This window comes from Candidatus Kaiserbacteria bacterium, assembly GCA_016699245.1.
Classification (GTDB): Bacteria; Patescibacteriota; Minisyncoccia; order Phycocordibacterales; family UBA918; genus Damh-18.
Window position 1 is genome coordinate 467,333 of the sequence record CP064968.1, and the last position, 23,217, is coordinate 490,549.

The 23,217-nt window shown below is 45.0% G+C and carries 26 protein-coding genes and 5 tRNA genes; 14 read left to right on the plus strand and 17 right to left on the minus strand.

Annotation, left to right across the window (positions count from 1 at the left end):
* Positions 1 to 17: 17 nt before the first annotated feature.
* Complete coding sequence (gene infB / locus IPH92_02190; GenBank protein ID QQR65370.1) at positions 18 to 1,523, plus strand: translation initiation factor IF-2; 1,506 nt, start codon at positions 18 to 20, stop codon at positions 1,521 to 1,523.
* 1 nt (position 1,524) lies between these two features.
* Complete coding sequence (locus IPH92_02195; protein ID QQR65371.1) at positions 1,525 to 1,866, plus strand: ribosome-binding factor A; 342 nt, start codon at positions 1,525 to 1,527, stop codon at positions 1,864 to 1,866.
* Between the two features lie 166 nt (positions 1,867 to 2,032).
* Here IPH92_02195 and IPH92_02200 read toward each other — a convergent pair.
* From IPH92_02200 to IPH92_02220, 5 genes are all read right to left on the minus strand, one after another.
* A tRNA-Cys gene (locus IPH92_02200) sits at positions 2,033 to 2,104 on the minus strand.
* Between the two features lie 107 nt (positions 2,105 to 2,211).
* Positions 2,212 to 2,292 (minus strand) — tRNA-Leu (locus IPH92_02205).
* A gap of 38 nt (positions 2,293 to 2,330) precedes the next feature.
* Positions 2,331 to 2,600, minus strand: a complete 270-nt coding sequence (locus tag IPH92_02210; protein QQR65372.1) for a hypothetical protein — start codon at positions 2,598 to 2,600, stop codon at positions 2,331 to 2,333.
* 11 nt (positions 2,601 to 2,611) lie between these two features.
* The gene (locus tag IPH92_02215) at positions 2,612 to 3,418 is read right to left on the minus strand and encodes a hypothetical protein (protein ID QQR65373.1); all 807 of its coding nucleotides are present in this window, start codon (positions 3,416 to 3,418) and stop codon (positions 2,612 to 2,614) included.
* A 181-nt stretch (positions 3,419 to 3,599) separates the two neighbouring features.
* A tRNA-Leu gene (locus IPH92_02220) sits at positions 3,600 to 3,689 on the minus strand.
* A 93-nt stretch (positions 3,690 to 3,782) separates the two neighbouring features.
* On the opposite strand from IPH92_02220, the gene IPH92_02225 reads away from it, so the two are divergent.
* Positions 3,783 to 3,855: transfer RNA gene (locus IPH92_02225), tRNA-Lys, on the plus strand.
* 426 nt (positions 3,856 to 4,281) lie between these two features.
* Positions 4,282 to 4,363: transfer RNA gene (locus IPH92_02230), tRNA-Leu, on the plus strand.
* 403 nt (positions 4,364 to 4,766) lie between these two features.
* Here IPH92_02230 and IPH92_02235 read toward each other — a convergent pair.
* The gene (locus IPH92_02235; GenBank protein ID QQR65374.1) at positions 4,767 to 5,795 is read right to left on the minus strand and encodes a rhodanese-related sulfurtransferase; all 1,029 of its coding nucleotides are present in this window, start codon (positions 5,793 to 5,795) and stop codon (positions 4,767 to 4,769) included.
* A gap of 260 nt (positions 5,796 to 6,055) precedes the next feature.
* Between IPH92_02235 and IPH92_02240 the strand changes: the two genes are divergently transcribed.
* The gene (locus IPH92_02240) at positions 6,056 to 7,210 is read left to right on the plus strand and encodes a hypothetical protein (protein ID QQR65375.1); all 1,155 of its coding nucleotides are present in this window, start codon (positions 6,056 to 6,058) and stop codon (positions 7,208 to 7,210) included.
* A 20-nt stretch (positions 7,211 to 7,230) separates the two neighbouring features.
* Positions 7,231 to 8,004, plus strand: coding sequence for a hypothetical protein (locus IPH92_02245; protein ID QQR65376.1), 774 nt, complete (start codon positions 7,231 to 7,233; stop codon positions 8,002 to 8,004).
* Between the two features lie 63 nt (positions 8,005 to 8,067).
* On the opposite strand, the gene IPH92_02250 is transcribed toward IPH92_02245, so the two are convergent.
* The 10 genes from IPH92_02250 to IPH92_02295 form a co-directional block, all read right to left on the minus strand.
* The gene (locus tag IPH92_02250) at positions 8,068 to 8,349 is read right to left on the minus strand and encodes a hypothetical protein (protein ID QQR65377.1); all 282 of its coding nucleotides are present in this window, start codon (positions 8,347 to 8,349) and stop codon (positions 8,068 to 8,070) included.
* A gap of 25 nt (positions 8,350 to 8,374) precedes the next feature.
* On the minus strand, positions 8,375 to 8,731 hold the full coding sequence (locus IPH92_02255) for a hypothetical protein (GenBank protein QQR65378.1): 357 nt from the start codon (positions 8,729 to 8,731) through the stop codon (positions 8,375 to 8,377).
* Positions 8,732 to 8,832: 101 nt separating this feature from the next.
* Positions 8,833 to 9,144: a hypothetical protein gene (locus IPH92_02260; GenBank protein QQR65379.1), complete on the minus strand. Its 312-nt coding sequence runs from the start codon at positions 9,142 to 9,144 to the stop codon at positions 8,833 to 8,835.
* 14 nt (positions 9,145 to 9,158) lie between these two features.
* On the minus strand, positions 9,159 to 9,461 hold the full coding sequence (locus tag IPH92_02265) for a hypothetical protein (protein ID QQR65380.1): 303 nt from the start codon (positions 9,459 to 9,461) through the stop codon (positions 9,159 to 9,161).
* Between the two features lie 71 nt (positions 9,462 to 9,532).
* Positions 9,533 to 9,811: a hypothetical protein gene (locus IPH92_02270; GenBank protein QQR65381.1), complete on the minus strand. Its 279-nt coding sequence runs from the start codon at positions 9,809 to 9,811 to the stop codon at positions 9,533 to 9,535.
* A gap of 79 nt (positions 9,812 to 9,890) precedes the next feature.
* Entirely contained in the window at positions 9,891 to 11,201 is a 1,311-nt protein-coding gene (locus tag IPH92_02275; protein ID QQR65382.1) for an extracellular solute-binding protein, read from the minus strand.
* Positions 11,202 to 11,217: 16 nt separating this feature from the next.
* Positions 11,218 to 11,766 (minus strand): class I SAM-dependent methyltransferase, encoded by a 549-nt coding sequence (locus IPH92_02280; GenBank protein QQR65383.1) that lies wholly within the window; start codon positions 11,764 to 11,766, stop codon positions 11,218 to 11,220.
* A gap of 404 nt (positions 11,767 to 12,170) precedes the next feature.
* Entirely contained in the window at positions 12,171 to 14,678 is a 2,508-nt protein-coding gene (gene gyrA, locus IPH92_02285; protein ID QQR65384.1) for a DNA gyrase subunit A, read from the minus strand.
* A 37-nt stretch (positions 14,679 to 14,715) separates the two neighbouring features.
* Positions 14,716 to 15,222, minus strand: coding sequence for a hypothetical protein (locus IPH92_02290; protein QQR65385.1), 507 nt, complete (start codon positions 15,220 to 15,222; stop codon positions 14,716 to 14,718).
* A 3-nt stretch (positions 15,223 to 15,225) separates the two neighbouring features.
* Positions 15,226 to 15,846, minus strand: coding sequence for an MBL fold metallo-hydrolase (locus tag IPH92_02295; protein ID QQR65386.1), 621 nt, complete (start codon positions 15,844 to 15,846; stop codon positions 15,226 to 15,228).
* 307 nt (positions 15,847 to 16,153) lie between these two features.
* Between IPH92_02295 and IPH92_02300 the strand changes: the two genes are divergently transcribed.
* Both IPH92_02300 and IPH92_02305 read left to right on the plus strand, forming a co-directional pair.
* Positions 16,154 to 17,335, plus strand: a complete 1,182-nt coding sequence (locus tag IPH92_02300) for a S1 RNA-binding domain-containing protein (GenBank protein QQR65387.1) — start codon at positions 16,154 to 16,156, stop codon at positions 17,333 to 17,335.
* A 179-nt stretch (positions 17,336 to 17,514) separates the two neighbouring features.
* Complete coding sequence (locus IPH92_02305; protein QQR65388.1) at positions 17,515 to 17,715, plus strand: hypothetical protein; 201 nt, start codon at positions 17,515 to 17,517, stop codon at positions 17,713 to 17,715.
* Positions 17,716 to 17,850: 135 nt separating this feature from the next.
* Here IPH92_02305 and IPH92_02310 read toward each other — a convergent pair whose 3' ends face one another.
* Entirely contained in the window at positions 17,851 to 18,444 is a 594-nt protein-coding gene (locus tag IPH92_02310) for an aminoacyl-tRNA hydrolase (protein ID QQR65389.1), read from the minus strand.
* A 104-nt stretch (positions 18,445 to 18,548) separates the two neighbouring features.
* On the opposite strand from IPH92_02310, the gene lepB reads away from it, so the two are divergent.
* The 6 genes from lepB (at position 18,549) to ftsA (ending at position 23,157) form a co-directional block, all read left to right on the plus strand.
* Entirely contained in the window at positions 18,549 to 19,238 is a 690-nt protein-coding gene (gene lepB, locus IPH92_02315; GenBank protein ID QQR65390.1) for a signal peptidase I, read from the plus strand.
* 7 nt (positions 19,239 to 19,245) lie between these two features.
* Positions 19,246 to 20,433, plus strand: coding sequence for a hypothetical protein (locus tag IPH92_02320; GenBank protein ID QQR65391.1), 1,188 nt, complete (start codon positions 19,246 to 19,248; stop codon positions 20,431 to 20,433).
* Positions 20,434 to 20,499: 66 nt separating this feature from the next.
* On the plus strand, positions 20,500 to 20,745 hold the full coding sequence (locus IPH92_02325; GenBank protein ID QQR65392.1) for a 30S ribosomal protein S21: 246 nt from the start codon (positions 20,500 to 20,502) through the stop codon (positions 20,743 to 20,745).
* 117 nt (positions 20,746 to 20,862) lie between these two features.
* Positions 20,863 to 21,489: a hypothetical protein gene (locus IPH92_02330; GenBank protein QQR65393.1), complete on the plus strand. Its 627-nt coding sequence runs from the start codon at positions 20,863 to 20,865 to the stop codon at positions 21,487 to 21,489.
* Positions 21,490 to 21,575: 86 nt separating this feature from the next.
* The gene (gene ybeY, locus IPH92_02335) at positions 21,576 to 21,950 is read left to right on the plus strand and encodes an rRNA maturation RNase YbeY (GenBank protein QQR65394.1); all 375 of its coding nucleotides are present in this window, start codon (positions 21,576 to 21,578) and stop codon (positions 21,948 to 21,950) included.
* A gap of 43 nt (positions 21,951 to 21,993) precedes the next feature.
* The gene (gene ftsA, locus IPH92_02340; protein QQR65395.1) at positions 21,994 to 23,157 is read left to right on the plus strand and encodes a cell division protein FtsA; all 1,164 of its coding nucleotides are present in this window, start codon (positions 21,994 to 21,996) and stop codon (positions 23,155 to 23,157) included.
* Positions 23,158 to 23,217 lie beyond the last annotated feature (60 nt).

Genomic DNA, 23,217 nt, shown 5'->3' on the forward strand with positions numbered 1-23,217 from the left:
TCAATAATCCGAACGGTATGGCAAAACAAAAAACTACACAATCACATATCGGAAGTCGACCACCGATTGTCGTTATCATGGGTCATATTGACCATGGAAAATCGACACTCCTCGACTACATCCGCAAAACAAACATTGTCGCTGGTGAAGCGGGTGGTATTACCCAGCATCTTTCCGCATACTGTGTGGAGCACACCACCAAAGAAGGCGAAAAGAAACAGATCACTTTTCTTGATACCCCAGGCCACGCGGCATTTCAAAAGATGCGTCTTCGCGGTGCCGATGTTGCCGACATAGCAATACTTATTGTCTCTGCAGAAGACGGTGTAAAGCCTCAAACGCTTGAGGCACTTGAGAGTATCAAAGTTGCGGGAATACCCTATATTGTTGCGATTAATAAAATCGACAAGCCTGGTGCTGACCTCGTGCGTACACAATCTTCACTCATTGAAAACGAAATCTATATCGAGGGTATGGGGGGCGACATTTCCTGGACTGCTATCTCCGCAAAAAGCGGTCAGGGTGTTCCTGATCTTCTCGATATTCTCCTGCTTACCGCAGAAATTGCAGAACTCAAATCAGACAACACTGCCCCTGGTACCGGAAGTGTCATTGAAGGTAATCTCGATGGCAAACGAGGTGCCACCGCCACACTCATGGTGCAAGACGGCATCGTGCGTTCTGGAGACTTTATTGTGTCGGGTACGAGTTTTGCGCCCGTACGCATTATGGAAGATTGGGCGGGGAAAACTATTCGTGAAGCACACGCATCACAGCCAGTCGGAATTGTGGGATGGACTGAGGTACCAAAGATTGGTGATACATTCACTATTGTTGCCACAAAGAAAGAAGCCGAGGCAATCATACTTTCTCGTAAAAATGCAGAGCCAAAAGCAACAGCACAAAACAACACTTCAAATCTACCCACTATTCCCCTTCTCATCAAAGCGGATGTACTCGGTACTATTGATGCGATTATCCATGAACTTGAAAAATGTGTTTCCGATCGAGTGATGGTCCGTATTATTGGTACAGGCGTCGGTACCATTTCTGCAAATGACGTCCAAAATGTGAGCGCGACTGAAAACGCTATTATTGTGGGGTTCAATGTAAAGCCTGACCGTGCCGCTATTGACCTTGCCGAACGTCTCGGTGTTGCCGTGGAGACGTTTGATATTATCTACAAACTCTCTGAGTGGCTCGAAGAAGCTGTCAAAGCACGCACACCAAAGAAGGAGGAGGAACGTATCACGGGCAACGCAAAGATACTCCGAGTCTTTAGTGTTCAAAAAAATGCCCATGTGCTCGGCGGACGCCTTGAAACAGGAACGCTTACGCTGAATCAACACGTGCGCATTACCCGACGCGATATAGACATGGGTCGTGGAGTTTTGAAAAATCTTCAACAACAAAAATCCAATGTGCAGGCAATCACTGACGGTGAGTTTGGTATGCAATTAGATACAAAAGTGGACATCGCACCAGGAGACTATATCGAGGCATACAACATCATCATTACGTAATATGGAATTCGACAAACACCAAAAGGTACGCTCCGTGCTCACTGAAATAATTGCGCGCTTTATCCGTGAAGAAGCAAATCATAATCCACTTATTACGGTTACTAATCTTGTGGTATCGGCGGACTACAAAAGTGTATCCGTGCATATCACTACCATCCCTGATGGAGGTGAAGCTGATGCGCTTATTTTTCTCAAACGCAAAGGGACTGAATTACGTGAGTATATCAAAAAGCATGCACGGTTGCGCTACATTCCTAATATCGACTTTGCTATTGATTATGGTGAGCGCCACCGCCAACACATTGATCTCCTTATAAAAGATATTGGGGATGGGAAAAAATAGGAAAATCCCCTATGTCAAAGGCGCTGGGGATTATATTTTGAGACCAGGACGGGATTTGAGTCCTACAGACTCCGTTCAGGTTGTAAGATATTTTTTAAAAATATTAACAACCTCTTCAAATCCCTTGGTCAAGAAAAAAACTCCACAGAGTGGAGTTTTTTACTTGAGACCAGGACGGGATTTGAACCCGTGAATGTCGGTTTTGCAGACCGATGCGTTACCGCTTCGCCACCTGGTCAAACAAGGGCAATCTACTCTACCATTTACTCCTCAAACTGGAAATTATCTCACTGAATAACGACCATAAATAAAACCCGTCTAGAAAACTAGTCGTGTTTCATTTTGTGCGCGAGAGAGGACTTGAACCTCCATGCCTTGCGGCACCTGCTCCTAAGGCAGGCGTGTCTACCGTTTCACCACCCGCGCATGGAAATGAATATACCATGAGAGACAAGGAATCGCACCTACTCTTTAATCTGATTCAGTAAATTTTCTTCTTGCTTCAACACTTCTTCCATCACGAGGGGATCTCCTGATTCGAATGCGGCACGCTTTGCTTTAAAATTGTCATTGATAATTGAAATCCAAGAATTATCTTCTAGAAAGAGTTCGAGTAATCCCTCGAGTTCGACATCGTCTACCTGCGCAAATACCTCTAAAAGAATTTGTTTGTCTTCTGGTGCAAGTTCAGAGTGTTGCAGAACAGTCGTTAGTTTTTCAAGATTTGTTTCCATACACTATTGGATTAATAGCGATTCATTCTAAATCGCTGCATCATTTTCCTCTTTGCTTCTTGTTCTTTTTGAAACGAGTACGATGTCTGCTGGTCTAGGTTTACAATAACTTTATCGAGACGTGCTACGCGCGTTTCATAATTATCAACACCAAACGTACCATGTAGGTCTTTCATAATCACCTTTAGCATCTCTGCGCACTCTATTGCAAATTTTGCATCATCAGTGGTGTACACACGTGCAGGTGCATTGTAGATAGGCCGTTTTGAAGAACCATGAGTAGGAGTGTAAAATTCGTTCGCAAATCCATCTACGTACAATCGCACCAACCATTCTGCATCTTGTGCCGTCTTAATTTCTTTTAAGTCATTTTGCGCACCTCTCACCTTTTCTCCTGCCCATTTGCTTGCGTGTGTAAGTCTCTGTCTTTCAGGTTGCCCTAAATTATTTCTTTCTCCCTGCTCCGCTCGCGGTGTATCTTTATAGTAACGGTACTGACCTGCTTCTGCGTCATTTGAAAATACTGAGAGTGATGAAAGTGCGGTGACGAGCATCATTACTTTTGCAGCCTTACGTGCGGTGCCCTGAAGGCGTTCCGAAAAACTTTCTTCACGGTCAATGATGGTATTGGGATTTAGAGAAACCACCTCAATATTTCGTAATTCCTCAACAACTTCTTCATCTTCAGTAGACTCGCACAGAACAGATTCGTTCAAATCTGGATTAAGCGCGGCATGTAAATCCTTCTCACACGTTTTTCTATCAGGATGCTTTACATCCATTCCAAAACTCATGTTTCCACCTTCTAATGAAGTCATAGTATAAAAGTTTATAAACAGTATAAGCCTTCAGAGATTAACATACAGGCTACTACTGATTACTCTAGTATAGCCCACAGGTAATTACTTCCCTATCCTCGTGGGGATAAAATATTGCCAAGGCGTCGCCTTGATATATCTTGACCAAAATAAAACACCAGAGGAATCTGGTGTTTTATTTTGGTGCCCAGGGCGGGAATCGAACCCGCACGGTCATTTATAAACCACAGGATTTTAAGTCTTGCGCGTCTACCAATTTCGCCACCCGGGCGTGGCGGTATCATAACATAAATTTAATATAACTGCGTACAAGCACTTGTTTTTATGTCATAATTTTAGTACACTCTCAACTGTTCAATTCCATCCGCCCATAGCTCAGCTGGTAGAGCAGATCGCTCTTAACGATAAGGTCCCAGGTTCGATCCCTGGTGGGCGGACTAATTTAAAAAACCACACAATTTTGTGTGGTTTTTTAAATTAGTCCGCCCAAGCGAGCAATTTGTTTTGCTCGCGGCCAGGGATCGAAAACCTTGCGAGGGATTTTGCGAGTGATAACGAAGCAAAATACCCACAAGGCAAAAACGATTCGTTTTTGAAGGTTGTCGAAATTTGTCAAAATTTCCTACAACCTAAACGGAATCTGTAAGATTTACTGGTCATGTAATGACCGATTCCCTGGTGGTACGCAATGAAAGAAAATACTAAGAGACTCGTAACGACAAATATACCCAAAATGTACGAAGTGAATAATTATAGTTAGTAATCTGTGAAGACTAATGATCTCTGTACGCAATGAAGGAAAATACTAAGAAACTCGTGGCGTCTTCAACACCCCTACAGTCTATGCTAAAATCTCCTCTGTTGGGCGTATGGCGAAATTGGTAGACGCGCACGGTTCAGGTCCGTGAGCCGCAAGGCATGGAAGTTCGAGTCTTCTTACGCCCACAAAATAACTAATCCTCAGATACTTCTGAGGATTAGTTATTTTTGGTAGAAGACTCGAAGACCTTGTGAGAGATTTTGCGAGTCTCAGTTGCCGGCAGGCAGATGAGACGAAGTAAAATATCCACAAGGCAAAAACGATTTGTTTTTGAAGGTTGTCGAAATTTGTCAAAATTTCATACAACCTAAACGGAATCTGTAAGATTTACTGAAACTGTGCCGCGTTCCAGTGAACGAAAAGTTTCAAGTCCTCTCGCGCCCACCCTTATAAAATCCCCCAAGCGCTTCGCGATTGGGGGATTTTGATTCCCTACCCATATTCGAGAAGAAAAAATAACCTTAAAACACATTTTACCAAACTTACCGTATATGTAACACCTGTTACATATACGGTAAGTTTGATTTCCTACCGAACTACAGATTTGAGTCGATGTTTTTTAAATTGCTCGAGTTTCTTTGTGTGATTATTTTTCACCAGTGTCTTCTTAATTTTTTCTGGGAGTACATCAAAAATCAGGCATTTATATGAGCAATACCCTTTCTTCTTTTTCTTGCACTCATCACAACAAATAAAGAGCACGTGACAGGCCTGATTTTTGCAATGAATATGCTCATCACATTTATTTTTTGCACATAGATGGCACGTCGCTATCACCTCATCACTGATGCGCTCACCAAGTCGTTCATCAAAGACAAAGTTTTTCCCCTTAAAGCGATTCGGAAGTCCTTCTTCTTCCACTTGGCGCTTGTAGTCAATAATCCCTCCCTTCAAATGCTTGACGTCAGTAAAACCATTATGACGGAGCCATGCACTTGCCTTTTCACAGCGAATGCCGCCGGTACAATAAATCGCGATTTTCTTGTTCTTATGTACCCTAAGCATGTCTGGTGCGACTTTCAATTCCTCACGGAATGTATCCACGTCTGGTAGAATAGCCCGCTCAAAGTGCCCCACTTCACTCTCATAGCCATTTCGCATGTCAAAAATAACCGCATCGGGGTCATCAATATAGGTGTTCATTTCTGCAGCACTGAGGTATGCGCCTGTCTTCGTCACATCAAAAGAATCATCATCGAGTCCATCTGCCACGATCTTCGGACGCACCTTGATAGTGAGTTTATAGAATGACACCACGTCAGTTTCCTCGACCGCAACTTTGTATGGCACCCTCGCAAACTCGGGAATTGATTGCAGATATGCATCAAGTGCGTCAAAGTTTGCTGTGGGCACATTCATTTGCGCATTAATACCCTCAGATGCCACGTAGATACGCCCCATGCAGTCCAACTCACTCATGCGGAGAAAGAGCGTGTTACGCATCGCTATAGGGTCACTGAGCCGCACATACCGATAAAACGAGAGTGTCGTGCGTGGAATATGTGCTTCCTGCACCTTTTCCTTCAAAATCTTCCGTGGTGTTAAGTCTTTTTTCATACCAGTACAGAGCATGATACCGCATCAAAGCGGATTTGCTACCTTATTTTGGGGTAAAACAGGTGCAAAATCGGGACGATTCTAAACAAAAATTGCCAAAAATGGCTTATATACTGCATATTCTATTTTTCTTGCATCTCAAAACCTTGACTTTTATATCAAATTATGCTACTATTTTAGCAGATAGGGGTAGTCCCCTACCCCTCCACAATCCGCACTCTCGGGTGCATAGTTTTTTGAAAATTGAAAGGATTAAAATCATGACTGAACTATTCATCCTAATAATGGTTCCCATCGGCGTTCTCATAGCGGTAATGCTTTTTCTGTTCATTTTGCCTGTCATCCCGACAGCAGTTGAACGCCTGAGCAACAGGCCGAATCGTTTTCGCGGGGATTCCAAAATTGCGGATTACCCGGTTTCAAGCTTTGGCTTCTTTACCAGTCTCGCTCCGGGACAAGTAAAGATTATCGAAGCGGGCGACCGATTCATTCGATGTATCATGCGTTACAACGGCCACACCTTTAAAGGCTTTGTGGATTCGAGTATATCGGAAACTACGAGCGAGTATTGGGAAGTTGTTGAAACACCTCCTGGTCGTCAGGACGCTCATCCATTCCCTCTACCAAAAAATGGAATCTACATTCTTTTTTGGGCATGGCAACGCTGGGTATATCACTTGACTGGGTATGTGTGTGTCGGTATTTATCCGTTTCGGCGGGTTCGTACGTACACTCTCGACCGCCTCAAAAAGGCACGAGGTGGTAGTATCGTCGAAACTCAGGATTACAGCGACCATTTCAGGGTAGCCGACTTTATGTTCCCAGTGGAAGTACCTGAGGCCGACACAAGTGACATGAGCACGGTGCGTGTTGAAGTGGAATCTATACCACAAGTACACAACCCGTTCATGGTGGCGTATCAAACCGATGATTGGGCAGATCGTCTTGCAAGTGAAATCAAAAGTGACGTGACGGGATACACTCCGACACGCCCACTTTCTGAAGTCCTTGCTGCAAAAAACGATTCTGGTCCAAACGGGCTGATACACATCCTTATGAAGGAAGCAGCGACACCAGGTATCAGGATGAAGCAAGTACTCATCACTGACATCTCCTTGGTTGAGCCGCGCACCGAAATAGGAAAAAAGACCGCTGGTCTAGCAGTTGCGCGTGTCGAGCGTCAGGTAAAGGAAGAACTTGCGAAGGGTGATGCTGCACAGTTAGACGCGCAGATTGCTGTAGTGAAGGCGGGTGGGCACATTGGTTTAGCAGTTCTTGCTGCCGAACGTGATGTGCGTACTGCCCAAGCTGCGGGTGATCGTGCTGTCGTGGTGTTGGGTGGGGGTGGCGGAAATGCCGACCCTATCCAGGCAGCGATGCTTCAGGAATTGAAAGACATCAGCACTAAAACCTAAACATTCGGAAGGAGAATCACATGTCAGTAGCATTAATACTGCTATTTGTTATAGGAGGATCGATAGCAGGTCTGGTTTTGGGAGTCCTCACCCTCATGGTGTGGGACTCCAACTCAAGAAGGGCTCCGGCTCCTCCAAGCAGTCCCAGCAGTTTCAAACTCAGTTTCAAGAGTCGTTTCGTCTGGGTACTTGGCGGCATCGTGGCACTTGTAGTTGCCGTATGGCTCTACTCAGCAGATAGCCTTTCGGGTCTTGGGGGTGTCGATGTCAATCTTTGGATTGCAATCTGCATTCTCCTCATCCTGGCTGTACGCGGGCTCATCAAAAAAGTGAGCACCGTGTGGGTTGAGACGGCTGCACTCATCATCGTTGGCGGTGGACTCTTGTTCTTTGGAGCAGATGCACCCAAGGTCTGGAAAAAGGTTCAAGGAGGTGTGTCATCCGTAGTGCTGAGCGAAAGCAAAGATACGAAAGATGATTCATCCTCCTCTTCAAAGCAACTTGGGAACATACCTGCAGGAAGAAATTGGGAGACCAAGAGCGTGGTGTGGGAGGAGTTGAATCCTGACGGAAGCATCCTCATCAACACACCGTCCTTGACGATTCAAATCCCCGATTACTGCACGGTTTTGTACTCGGACGGCAATGGCCGTGAATACCAGGTACTCAACCAAGGAGTAGATGGGGAATGGGAAGTTCACCAACGAGGTGATCATGTCGCAGGAACAGGTTTTCGCATTATGGTCACCAAAAAAGGCATAAAAGAAGTGACCTATCGGCAGTCATGCCCGTAGGGAGAAGCAACAAAGCCCGGAATCCACCATGGATTTCCGGGCTTTTTTATCGTTGTGTTTTTTTCAAATAGTTACTCCGACTGTGCCCAGTGCAATAGTGAGTATTGCCATTGCGGAGACCATTACAAGAAGCCCAATGATGCCATACAACATGTGCGCCTTCCCTTCAGTGCGCTTAGTATCGTCATCAGCATTCAGGACGAATTGGTACGCTCCCCAGATGAAGATAAAGAAGGCAACCGCCATCATGAGTGTCATGAGAGGAAAAAGTATTGCACTCTCTATCTTTGCCAGCATCGCCTTTGCTGCGGTGATGTGTGCTCCCCCGGCTGCGTATGCAATCATCTGTAGTTTTGTAACTTAACGATACCTAGATTGAAATAGTGTCTGGTATGTTAATAATTTGACCTTCTAATCCAAACGCATCAGCAAGTAGATTCACAATTCCCCAAAGCGACACCATGACAACGAAAGCAACAATAGCATACACCATGAGTTGCCTTCCTTCTGACTGCTTGCCCTCATCGCTACCACCGAGAATAAAGGTCTTGAACATTCCCCAAAGGAATACGAGGAAGGCGATTACAAAAATAAGTGGTACAAGTGTACCATTTATAAAGGCAACGAAGTTTGAAATGAATGACGCCAACTCTGTCATATCACCTTGCGCAAGCGCAAGCATAGGTGTTAATGCAGTAAACGGAAGGATCTTGAGTAATGTTTTCATACGATATGGACTTTTATCTTATTTTTTAATAATTATAGAATATCTTAACTATTGTAGCCCTTAATGACACTCCGTGGAAGAGACCCTGTGGATATAGAATTTCACGGACTAAAAAGAGACGATTGAAGCATGGTAAGAATTCCCCAAACAGAAATCATTATAACGAATGCAATGACACCCACAATGACCACATTTTTACCACTTTTAACACCTTCAGCACTCCCACCATCAATAATCCATCCTTTCACGACACCCCATAAAAATGCAATAAAGGTAAGTACAAAAGTGAGTGTCACAAGCGTACCTAAAATGTTAGTGAGCAAAGACACGAGACTTTTGAAATCTGTTGGTGCATTAGCACCGAGCGTTATCTGGGGAAGTAGTGCTAAAAGTGTGACTATAAAGATATGCATAAAATGTATTCGTGTTAGAGGGCTCCTGCTGTCTGTTGTATCACATCCACAATAATCTTAGCACCGAGGACTATCACACCGCCAACCACTGCCCACAGAAGCGCGGTGCGTGCTTCGGTTACTTTACCAGGGTTACCCTGTGCAGTCACAAAGAGATACCCTGCGTACATGATGTAGAGAATTATGAGCGGGAGTGCAAAGACGAGGAGGATATCGATAATATTAAGCAAAAACTCCGGAATATCTTTTGCTTTAAGCCAATTAATAAATTTTCCATCGTCAGCAAACACAGCGTGCGGTATGTAAAGTGCACTCAATATACATGTATATGTATACAGACATTTTTTCATATTGTTTGGCATGGATGTCATGTACGCTATTATTAAATTTACAACGCACGCGCTGTCTGTTGTATCACATCCACAATAATCTTAGCAGCAAGCACAATCACGCCACCAACCACTGCCCACAGGAGAGCGGTGCGTGCCTCCGTTACTTTACCAGGGTTACCCTGTGCAGTCACAAAGAGATATCCTGCATACATGATATAGAGAATTATGAGCGGGAGCGCGAAAACGAGGAGAATGTCAATGATTTTAAGCAAGAACTCAGGGATGGTCTTTGAACTCAGCGGATTAGTCAGGGTAGCACCTTGAGCAAAGGTCACAAAAGGTAGATATAAAGGGCTAAGTGTAAATACTCGAATTACATATTTATGTATTTTTGTAGATATAGGCGACATACTACTATTTATTAAAAAGTGACTTCAGTGATGTCACGGTGTCGTTAATAATTTTACTTAGGTTTGTTTGATCAGTAAGTGCATCCTCCACCATCGCTCGGAACGCTTCACTGCTTTGGGATGGATTTGGGTCAAGCCATCCCCGAGCGATGAGTGCAGATCGGTAGAGCACATTTTTAAATGGATCTGCAACATCTTCACTATAGAGTGAGCGGTGTACCGGGGCAAAATTGAACGTTTCAGCAAATTTCTTTGCTTGCACGGGTTGCCCAAGGAAAGAGGCTACGGCGTATGCACCCTCAATGTTTTTAGATGAGCGTGGAATAGCAAGTGCGTAGAAATCGGCATAATTACGTTGAATGGTCGCCTCACTTCCCTGCGGAACTATTTCCACATCGTAATTTAAATTTGCGTTATCCCGCTCTAAAGAAGTTTTTTCACTCCCCATACCAAAGTACAGCGCAAGTTTACCTTCAAGAAACTCAGTTCGGTCCATATTTTTTGACCTATTCCATGAATATGCTTCCTTGCTTGGGGTCGAAAACTGGGTATAGAAGGAGAGAACTGCACTTCCTGCTGACATGCCCCCATCTTGTGATTTGCTTATTGTCACTGCGTATTCTCCGTCTTCATTCTCAGTGACAATTTCGCTACCTGCCTGCAACAAAAGCATGGACAGAATATTTTTTGCATGATTGACATTCATAAACTCCCCAAAAGCAACAGCGCTCTGAGTGAGACTGAGCCAGTTGTCGGTGCGATTGATTGCACGGGTGGTTTGTGCAGTGAGTGTCTCCCATGTCTTTGGGGGGGAAGCTACGCCACTCCCCGAAAAGATGTCACGGTTCCAGTACATAATGAGTGGGTCCGCAGCGATAGGGACACCATAGATACCATCGCTTCGCATAAAGATTTCAGCTCCTTCAATATAGGTATCACGGAATGCCTTTTGCGTAATGGTTTTAAATGATATGGGTTTTAATTTTGTACGATAGGTAACGAGAAGCGTATGCGGCATAATGATTAAGTCTGGAGCTTTTCCGTCAGCAATAGCATTGAGAAGCTCATTTTGAAATGAGCGTTCTTCCACTTCATGGTAGCTGACAACATTGAAGGATTCATTATTTTTAGAGATAGAAAGGAACAAACCCTCCATCTTGTCTGCATCCTGGGTACCCCATATAACAACACTGTCTCCATATAATACTGCCGTGGGGTCTGATTCTGGTTTATATTTCGCAAAATATATCAGCCCTCCTATGGCTCCTATAGCAAACACTGCGATAAGTATGATTTCAAAAGGGCGGATATTCATATATATATATGTTTAACTATTTCTTATGACAAAGGAGACCGTAGTGGTGGTCACCTGCGGAAAATGTACCTTCACAGGAAAAACCTGCCTGCTCAAGAAGACTTCGAGCATCAGTCTCACTAAAAACATCTTCAGGGCGAGGACCAAGACCACCAAATGAATCCGTCCAATCAATGACGAATAATTTTCCACCTTTTCGGAGTACGCGCGCCACTTCGGTGAGTGCAGTATCTTTACGGACAAACTGGAAAAGAATGTTTGAAAGAAGACCTGCATCGAGGGTACCATCGTTGAATTTTGTACCGCCTGGAGCTTCAATATCGCACCACACAGGTCGTATGTTATTGAGACGCTGCTCTGCTGCTTTGGTACCAAGAGCGTCAACAAGATTTTTTTGAATCTCACATGCGTACACTATGCCACTTAAGCCTACGGCACTTGAAAGAGGCTTTAAATATGCTCCACTACCCGCGCCAAAATCTGCGACGACATCACCTTCCCGCAAATGGAAATGGGTAACGGTATTCTCTGGGTCTACAAACCTTCCAAGTTGGGTAGGATACATATGTACAGTATACAGGGTCGCAGGGATATCGGTATGGGCAGTAGTGGAAAATGAGCCGGAACTGCAAAGCAGTTCTGGCTCATTTTCACACACTCCCAAACGCGCAGCGCTGAGGAAATTTGCTTGACTCCCAAACTTTCCAAAATTGATTGAGTACAAGGTGAGAAGCGAATACTTGGAGCTTCGCAAGAGGTTGTCGATATTTTATAAAAATATCATACAACCTGAACAGCGACCGTAGGTCGGGCAAGAAAATGAAGACGAGGCGTGAGAAAGTCTGGGAGACTTTCGCAAGACCTTGAACAGTTTCTGTGAAAGGTTTACCGTCTCTGTAAGAGACAGATGTACGATGAGTCTTCATTTTTGCAGCACAACGAAGTAATCAACAATTTTGGGAAGTTTGGTTAGAAATAGACAATTGAGGCGATTGCATCCCCCACCCGCATCTTCATCACCTTTACTCCCTGTGTCTGTCTACCGAGTGATGGCACATCCTTCAGTGGGAGTTTAATCACCTGTCCCTTCTTGCTCATCACAATAAGTTCGCCTTCGGCTTTATCTTCAGCACTCACAATCGCTGCACCCACGACCGTGCCTGTCTTTGAGGTAATTTTAGCAGTCTTAATACCAGAGCCACCACGCTTTTGGACTTTGTATTCCTTTGCCGGTGTTGTTTTACCAAATCCATTTTCCATCACAACGAGTATTTCGTCACTTTTACTTTCCTTTGAAAGCACATCTGCAGAAACGATCACATCACCCTTGCCGAGTTTCATTACATTCACTCCAGCCGCAGTGCGTCCCATCTGACGTACATCACTTTCCTTAAAGCGGATTGACTGACCCTTTGCCGTGACGAGTGACATCTCATCTCCCTTTCCGACAAATTTTGCAGAGATAAGCGCATCACTATCCTTGAGCGTAATTGCTATGAGTCCACTACGACGCACATCCTTAAATGATGCTGCATCAGACTTTTTACCCACACCGTCGCGTGTCACGAGTATAAGTGACCAGTCACCCTGCCATTCTTCCTTGCGTACCGCGAGCACTGAAGTGACTTTTTCTTCCATGGTGAGCGCAAGGAAGTTCATAATAGACTTGCCTTTCGTCGCACGGCGTCCTTCGGGGATATCATACATCTTAGTTTGATACACCCTGCCTTTATCCGTAAAGAAGAGGAGGTCGCTATGCATTGAGGTAGTAAGGAGTGTGGTCACCACATCTTCTTCTTTTGTATCCAAATCCACCACACCCACACCACCGCGCTTTTGTGTACGGTATTCAGATGGGTTGGTGCGTTTTATGTATCCACCTTGGGTGAGTACGAGCACACTTTCTTCATCCGCAATCAAATCCTCCACACTGAGCATCTTTACACCACCTTTCACTATCTTGGTGCGACGGTCGTCACCAAACTTTTCAGCCACTTCAGCCAAATCAGTTTTAATGATGGAAAGCATCTTCTTGCGACTTGCGAGAATTGCTTGTAATTCCTTAATAAGTGCCTGCACTTCTTTCAATTCATCTTCAATTTTCTTTCGTTCAAGACCTGCAAGTTTTTGGAGACGCATATCGAGAATCGCCTGTGCTTGAATAGCAGAAAACTTAAACTCCTTCATAAGGCCCGCATGCGCGGTCGGCACGTCCTTTGAGGCGCGAATGAGTTTGATAATAGCATCGATATGGTCAAGCGCTTTTTTGAGTCCGAGAAGGATATGCTCACGGTCTTGTGCCTTCGTGAGATCAAACTGTGTACGACGACGAATCACCTCCTCACGGTGTTTGATGTATTCTTCTAAGATTGCTTTGAGTGACAGTGTCTGTGGCACACCATTCACGAGTGCCACCATGTTGTAGTGGAATGTATCTTCAAGTTGCGTGTGTTTGTAGAGTTTGTTGAGGACCGTTTGTGGCTGTGCACCAGTCTTTAATTCAACCACAACACGAATGTCGGTGGTGGACTCGTCACGCAAATCGCGAATACCCTCGATGCGCTTGTCGCGGACGAGGTCGGCTATCTTTACGAGCATGTCTGCCTTGTTGACGCGGTATGGAATGGAGGTAATGACAATCGAGAAATTTCCTTTCTTGTCTTCAATAATCTCTGCCTCACCACGTACCACCACTCCTCCACGACCATTGGCATACGCGTGTGCAATGTCTTTTTGATTGAAGGCAATACCGCCCACAGGGAAATCTGGCCCTTTCACAAATTGGAGCAAGTCATTCGTGGATGCTTCTGGATTCTCGATAAGGTGCTCCACCGCCGCAGCTACTTCACGGAGATTATGTGGCGGGATATTCGTCGCCATACCTACCGCAATACCCAACGTACCTGCAAGGAGCAGGTTTGGTACCGCTGCAGGGAGTACTTCTGGCTCTTTTTTCGTTCCATCAAAGTTGGGTCGCCAACTGACGGTATCTTTTTCCAAATCTCGGAGTAATTCTTCCGCGATTTTAGACATTTTTGCTTCAGTGTAACGATACGCAGCAGCACTGTCTCCATCGATAGAACCAAAGTTACCTTGTCCCAACACGAGGGGGTAGCGTGTATTGAAATCTTGTGCGAGTTTTACCATTGCGTCATATACCGACGCGTCACCATGTGGGTGAAAACTACCGAGTACATCTCCCACTACCGTTGCAGATTTTTTAAAACGGGCACCTGAGGTCAGACCATTGAGACGCATTGAGTACAGGATGCGTCTATGTACCGGCTTCAGGCCGTCACGCACATCAGGAAGCGCACGTTGCGTAATCACCGACATCGCATAGTCGAGATATGATGTGCGCATTTCACCCGTAATATCCTGCGTGATTACGTTTTGATGCCCCAAAATAGGCAATGCTTCCTGTTTCTTTGGGTCATTATTATCTCCCGCACTCGATGTTTTTTTCTTTGAAGGCATAGTATTAATTTCAGTGAATGGGTCCTAGTATATCAGATTATTCGGGTTTTTGGCTGGTAGTGGTGCCAATAAGTATTATCTTAGGTGGCGGGGCTGGCTCTACGGGTACAACTTCTATGGGAGTCGAAGTGGCGAGTAGAGGTGCTGATTCTATAGGGGTAGATGTCGCTTCGCTTGTGGTAGCAACTGAAAGTGATTCAAGAGCGAGAGAGGAAGTATTTTCTGTAGGAACCTCATCCAATATGGAATCCTCTGCTGGGTCGGATTCGGGCGAAGTCTCACTCTCAAGTTTCTCTTTCCACTCCATCAAACTTCCTAACTGATTTTTTGTTTCGCCAATCAACGAGTTGAGACCTCCTTCGCTTTCTTCGCTTTCTTCATTTGCGCGTTGTTGTTTGTCGACTGAAATCGTATCTCCTATGCGTGCAGGTAGTGTAGACACCCACACAAGCGCAATAAGCCCAGTCATTACACCCGCGGCCAACAGCGAAAACTGTGTCTTTGCGATGGGGTCTTTTTCTTGAACACGCTTGAATATGCCCATACATTAACTATTGAGTACGACAATAGACCCTTCCATTTCGGCAAGATCTTTTTTCTTGATGGTGAGTTTATCAAGTGGCTTTACAGGATCAACACCAAATTCCTTAAAAAAGGCCTTGAGCGCAGTATCAGTGTAATGCATGGGAATAATGCAGCTTGCTTCAAGTTTCGTAGCAAGTTTAGAAGCTGCGGGTACATCGAGCACATCTCCGCCACCTATGGGAACAAAGAGAATATCAATATCTCCGAGTTCACCAAGAATCTGCGGGTCAATAACACTGGTACCGAGTGTTCCGAGAAATACAATATTAATACCTTCAAGTTTCACTTGGTAAATAGTGTTGTATCGCTTCACATTTTCATACATAGTCTCTATACCGTAGCCACGCGCAGTCATTTCACCCACCTCGTATTCACCAGGACCATCAATGACAAAAGGTTGTTTCGAACCATATTCGAGTTCAGATACCCCATTAAAATCGGGATGATTGAGCGAAACGAGTGCTACATCAGCACCAAAACGAACAGGGGCAAGTTTAGATTTCTTTGAAATCGGGTCAAACGCAAGTGTCGTATTGCCAAACGACACCTTAAAACACTGACCTCCATGGTGTGTGATAATCATACCGCTCTATGATACTAGACAGCACCCTGATGCGCAAAGAAAAATCCCCCACCAAAAAATGACCGACATCGTAAGTCGGCCATATATATACTTTTTTGCCGACTTACGATGTCGGCATATAGTGGCTGTGGACGAAATCTTGTTTTTGTAGTACACTCCGCCCACCTTTTAAGGTAGAGAACACATATTCTTTTACAGAATATGTGTTCGAATTATTAGTTCTAACGGCATGCGGGTAATCCCACGTTCGAGCACACGGCTACGAGACATGGTTTGCGTGGACACCCATCGCCGAGATAACACAATTATGTCAGACGAAAAGTCGGTCTTAGACCGAATTGCTGCTGCAGTACGCGGTACTGTTGCTCCAGTAAAAGAGGCTGAGGAGCTTGACGAAAAGCAAGCAGCCGCAGAAGCCGCACGTATTAAAAGCCCCATGAACCAACTCGTCGAGGGTAGCCCAGTCCCGCCTAAGGACGGTGACCTTGTTGAGGGTAAGGTGTCCGCAATCGGACGCGCACGCGTATTTGTAGAACTCGTACCATTTGGTACCGGTATCATCTACGGCCGTGAGTACATGAACGCACGCGACATCCTCCGTAAGGTATCCGTGGGTGACACTATTGCTGCAAAGGTGGTAGATGCGGGTAATGAGGATGGCTATATCGAACTCTCTCTCAAGGAGGCTCGTCAGGCACTCATCTGGAGCGACGCTGAAGATGCGGTAAAGAAGCAGACTATCATGTCACTTCTCGTCAAAGAGGCGAACAAGGGTGGACTTATTATCGAATGGCAGGGTATCCAAGGATTCCTTCCTGCATCACAACTTTCTGCAGAGCACTATCCACGTGTTGAGGACGGCGACAAGGACAAAATCCTTACCGCACTCAATGACCTCATTGGTAAGTCACTCTCAGTAATCATGATTACTGCCGACCAAAAGGAAGGCAAACTCATCTTCTCAGAAAAGGGACCACAAGAAAAAGATGAGAAGGAGCAAAAAGTAAGCCGCTACAATGTGGGTGACGTACTCGGTGGTACTATCACGGGTGCAGTAGACTTTGGTGTGTTTGTAAAACTCGAGGAAGGACTTGAGGGACTCGTCCACATCTCAGAACTCGACTGGGGACTCGTTGAAGATACCCGTTCACTCTACAAAGTAGGCGAGCAAGTAAAGGTAAAGGTGATTGAGGTGAAGGATGACAAGATCTCTCTCTCAATCAAACAACTCAAGGAAAACCCATGGGTAAGCGCCGCAAAGAAATACCACAAGGACCAAGTCGTACAGGGTGTTATCATCAAGTACAACAAGCATGGCGCACTCGCCTCAATCGAGGAAGGTGTGGCAGGTCTCGTACATATTTCAGAGTTTGCGACTGAAGCAGAACTTCGCTCATCACTCTCACTCGGTTCATCATACGAGTTCACCATTACGCTCTTTGAGCCTAAGGAACAGCGTATGACCCTCGCGTTCAAAAAGAAAGCGTAGGCTAATAGACAAACGAACACAAACAAACAACCGGCGCCCTTTGGGCGCCGGTTGTTTTGTATCAGAACCTACAATAAATCGCTCATCTGAACGATTTTCTGTAGGTTGCATTTTTACATTTATGTTGTATAATACTTAAACTATCATGTGATAGTGTCACTCAGGAGTACGTCATGGCAATGACTGAAGCACGAAAAGGTGAAATCGCGTTACTCGTCCTCAAGATGCAGATGCGCAGAGATGGTTTCCGTATCGGAAAACACATTCAACGCGATATCGGAAACGAAGCGAAAGCAATCGGCATCCCAGTCGAAGAAGCGCAGGAGTTCATTGAAGGTGTTGTTCGTGAACTCGTCGAAGAAACGTTTCCAAAAAAATAATGCGTTAACTGACGACTAGGTGGACTTCGGTCCCTAAAAGGGTAATTGTTCCTCCCTACTCACGTAGGACAAGAACAGGATAAGAACCTCTCCTCTCGTCAATTTGCTCGCAACTCAGTGTTGCGGGCTTTTTTATTATCCCTTATTCACCTCCTGCATAGCATGTTCGACGCCTTTTTCGAAAATATGCACGAGGGCTTCGTCTACTTTTTTGCTTATTGCGCCCAGTTGCTCACGCTCGCTTTTACTGAACTTCCCCAAGACAAAATCTGAGAGTGCTTCGCCGAGGGGACGTCGTGCTTCCCCATCTAAAAAACTTTTTTGTGCGACGCCCACGCGAATACGCGCAAAGTTTTTTGTGGCACAGGTATCAATAATAGACTGTACGCCGTTATGTCCCCCTGCCCCTCTATCGTATGAAACGCGAATATCACCAAAGGGTAAGTCCACATCATCATGGACTACAACAAGCCGCTCCAAACACTCATGATCCTTAAGGAACCGCGATACCGATAGTCCTGAGTTATTCATAAATGTCATAGGGAGAAGCATTGCCACATCAGTATGCTCAATCACCCCTTCAGAAATAAGTGCTCGATAGCGAGTAGACTCTGAAAATGATGGGAGTTTTCGTTCCTCTACAATGACACTTAAAACCATCCACCCCACATTATGCCGCGTGTCGCGATATTCTTTCCCAGGATTTCCTAAGCCCACCACCGTAAACATAATGCTTTCAATAATACCATAGGTATCATGTTTCTATCGCGAAATATTGCACGCACAGAGCACACTCTTTCTCGCTTTTTTTCACAGGCCTTGTGTCAAACACAATGCACCGTTATAATGGTGTTCGAATCAATTTTATGGAGCGCATTCCCGAGTCACAACACACAGAAAATTCTACTCAAGATACTACTGTGCACGCTATTTCACACGAATCGGAAGAAAAAAAAGAAGGTATGGTGAGCGAGATTATTCGCTTCTCTCTCGTAGCCCTTCTTATTGTGCTTCCCATTCGACTTTTCATTGCACAGCCATTTATTGTCTCTGGTGCGTCGATGGAGGCGACCTTCTCTACAGGTCAATACCTCATCGTCGACCAACTCACCTACCATTTTGATGAACCCTTGCGGGGGGACGTTGTGGTCTTTCGCTACCCCAAGGACCCTTCAAAGTTTTTTATCAAGCGAGTCATAGGTCTTCCCGGTGACACCATTAGCATTTCTGGACACGATGTAACCATTACCAATAAAGAAAATCCTGGGGGTGTTCTTTTGGACGAGGCATATATACTCAGTATGAAATCAAGCACCACGCTAACTGAAACCCTTGGCGAAGGTGAGTACTTTGTCATGGGAGACAATCGCGATGCGAGTTCTGATTCACGAGCGTGGGGTGTCTTACAGCGAGACAATATTGTTGGGCGTGCATTCCTTCGTCTTTTTCCTATAACAAAGGTAGGTGTATTCCCTGGTGAGCACAATATTCTCAAAGAGAACAATATTACGAGCATAAAATAAGACTTCTATGACACAAAATGTAACTGTACCTGATTTCATTAAATCAGCCTCGCACACTGCCCATCATTTTGGTTTTTCTCCACTCGAAAAATTGAAGTCACATCCTGATTCTAAAAATTGCTCGGTTAAAGTTCAACACAAAACATCTGCACAAGACCGCAAAACTGATTCCTTAAGCGGTATGCTTACTTCCGGCATGTGCTCATACTTTGACGGTAAATTGAACGGCATTGAGGGACCATCTCTTTTTTATTCTGCAGAACAAGTACCACGTACAGGCGACATTGCAATCACCTTTCACGTACTCAATGTAAAAAAGAGCATAGCAGAAGCACTGCTTATTCAAACCATTCGCTCATTCCTTACTGACTTGGGCTTTGAAAAGCATTCAGTACGTATCAATTCTCTTGGTGACCAAGACTCGGTCACACGATACCTCAGGGACCTCACTACCTTCCTCAAGAAACGACTTGATGATATGCCCCCACAAGCACGTGAACTTATGAAGGACCACCCAATGTACGCACTCATGCATCTTATTGAAAAAGATCACGAACTCGTCCACAAAAGTCCTAATCCGCTTGAATATCTCACCGATGGCAGCAGAAAACATTTTCGGGAGATTGTCGAGTTCCTCGACATAAGCGGTACACCATTTGAAATAGACCCAAAGTTGGTAGGTCACCACGAATGTTATTCTGACGCTCTTTTTGCAATCGATCTCATGAATGAGGACAACGAAAAAATCAAAAACAGTCCACTCTACATTCGTGGTGGTAGATACAATACCTTTGTCACCAAAATGACCAAAACAAAAACCCCTGCAGCGGGCGCTGTGGTGATACTCACAGACAAAAAAGCTCCTGTACACATTCCTTCTCCACGCAACAAGCACAATTCCGAAATTTATCTCGTACAGCTTGGTTTTGGACCCAAAGTGAAGAGTCTTCTCCTTATTGAGGAACTTCGCCGTGCAGGAGTAAGTGTTCACCAAAACATTACGAGTGACTCACTCAGTGAGCAACTGAAAAATGCGGAGGCAAAAGACTCTCGCTATGCGGTCATTCTCGGGCATAAGGAGTTTATTGACGGAAACGTGATTGTGCGTGACCTAAAACTGCAAAATCAAAAAAACATACCGTTATGTGGAATAGCACTCCACCTCCGTGAATTACAAGACGCAACCTGCGTATAATAATTAAAACTGACCATTGGCTTGCGCTTGCAAAGCGGAGCGCACCATGGTATTCTCTCGCGACATATGGCAACCAACGTTCAAGTAAAGAAAAATAATCAGGAAAGCACTGCAAACCTTATTCGTCGCTTCACCAAGCGTGTACAGGGTTCGGGCGTACTCAATCGACTTCGCAAAGAGCGCTATTTCGCTCGAGGAAAGTCACCACTCGTCGTCCGCTCAAGCAGACTCAAGAAATTGGCCAACAAGGTCAACTACGAAAAACTGCTCAAGTTGGGAAAGATTCAAGAACCAGTCCGCGGTCGCAAATAAAAAAATCCTCACCTCCCGGTGAGGATTTTTGTTATGTGCGCCCGCGCCTCTCACACTCTCACACATCATGGCCGACATCGTAAGTCGACCATCTTATTTTTATTGACTTATGGGTGTATGCATGGCAATCTGTGCAACGGATTGCCTTTTGAAACCAAACCTTGGAGAACTGCCATGCATATTAACCTTTTTGATTTGCTTGATGATTACTTGATTGATCGTCTTTTTCAACCGATATGTGACCGCGTCCGAAAAATATTTGGATGGTCGAAACGAGTTCCTGTTGCAACAATGAAGTTTTTGATGATAATTGGAATCATTCCAGTGTGCGTAACGGCAATCATCAGAGATCATGCATTCTCTATATTTATTGGCGTAATCACACTTCTCTGGATTATGAACCAGTCATGGCTCATCTTTACACTCATTAAGGACGAGATACATGATGGAAAATCGGAAGGAAAAGGGGGTAGTAGTATTCTTGATGGATGGAGAGTTATTGGAAGAGGGTTTAGAAAAGCAACTCTTTTGCTTTCCGTGTTCCTCTTTCCTTTTGTCCTTGCGGGCATAGCGACACCCGAAATGAGTCACGTATCTCTCTTCTACGGCATAGGATTACTCGCAAACCTCGGTGATGATTTCTTCAAAGCATGTACCGACCTCCCCAAGGGGAAAAGTGTATTTGCACGTATGAAGGAATGGTTTCGAAATCATTCTTTACGACCCGTACCACAAACTTCCTGAAAACGGGAAATTACATGAATGGCTTCTGCAGTTACTGCGGAAGCCATTTTTATTTGTGAGTACCAGCGTGATACACTACTCGTATTATGTTGTACCTGTCACACAGTGCGCGCACCTTTCCCACCCTTCCCTACGAAGAAATGAAAGACGCGATTCTTGGCAAGAAGTATGCGCTCTCGCTCACTTTTATTGGAAAGGTGCGCGCACAGTCTCTCAACAAAACCTACCGCAACGCCACCTACGTACCCAACGTCCTTTCATTTCCACTCTCTGATGCTGCGGGCGAAATATACATTGCACCTTCAGTTGCCGAAAAGGAAGCATATAAATTCTCTCTTTCACCCAAAGGATACGTAGGGTACCTGTTTATCCACGGGTTACTCCATTTGAAAGGGTACCCTCATGGGGCTACAATGGACAAAGCAGAGAAAAAATTTGTTTCTAAATTCAATTTGAAATAATGATTATCTCTCTGAGGCACCGACCAACAGCCGCGTTTTTTATATGAAACAACTCTATGTAACAGGAATCGATGTTGGCACGTACCACGTGAAGGTGGTTATTGCGAGCAACACTCCCGAATCAAAAGGGGTTCCACAAATCATCGGCACCGGCTACGCCGAGAGCCGTGGTCTTCGTAATGGCTACATCATCAATGAAAGCGACGTGGTAAGAAGTGTCCGTAATGCAGTCGCACAGGCCGAAAAAGCCAGTGGTATAAAAGTGAAGCGAGCATATATCTCTATGGGGGGCATTGGTCTTGATGAAATCCACGCCCATGGCGAAGCTATCACCTCTCGTGCCGACTCAGTCATTACTCAGGCGGACATTGATAAGGCAGTTGAAGCAAGTGAAGAGCACATTAAAGACCGCATCCCGAATCGTAAAATCATCCACGCCATTCCTCTTCATTTCACCGTCGACAACGAAAAAGTGCACGGGCGTCCCCATGAACTTAAGGGAACCAAACTTGAAACTGATGTTCTCTTTATTACTGCATTTGAGCAACACCTCAACGACCTTGTCTCCGCTATTGAAAGTATTGGTATCAAGGTAGACGACGTCATGGCCTCACCTCTCGCAGGAAGCCTTGTGATGCTCACCAAGGCTCAGAAACGCGCCGGGTGCGTCCTTGCCAATATAGGTGCCGAAACAGTCTCTATAGTCGTTTTTGAAAACAATACTCCCACTTCCCTCAAAGTCTTCCCTATTGGTTCAAATGATATTACAAACGACATCGCGCTCGGCCTCAAAGTCCCTCTCGACGAAGCTGAAAAATTAAAACGTGGTGGCATGACCTCAATTCCCTATTCAAAAAAGAAACTCGACGAAATTATTTCTGCTCGTCTTATTGATATTTTTGAACTCATTGATGCTCACCTCAAAAAGATGAAACGCGACGGTCTTCTCCCTGCAGGAGTTATCCTCACCGGTGGTGGCTCCGGTATCACGACCGTGCAAGACCTTGCACGTGCATCGCTTCGTCTCCCGTCAAAGATTGCTACCCTCGACCCTGGCCAAAACGGCAAGGTGCGCGACGCCTCATGGGCAGTCTCGTATGGACTCTGTATCTGGGGAATGACGGGTACCGAAGAAGAAAGTGGTATCAATCTCGCACGGAACACAGGAGGTAAATTCTTCAACTGGCTCAAACAATTCCTCCCCTAGCCTCACTCTCAGCCACTTTTTTACCACATTTATGTAAAATGTGAATCACACGAAACACAA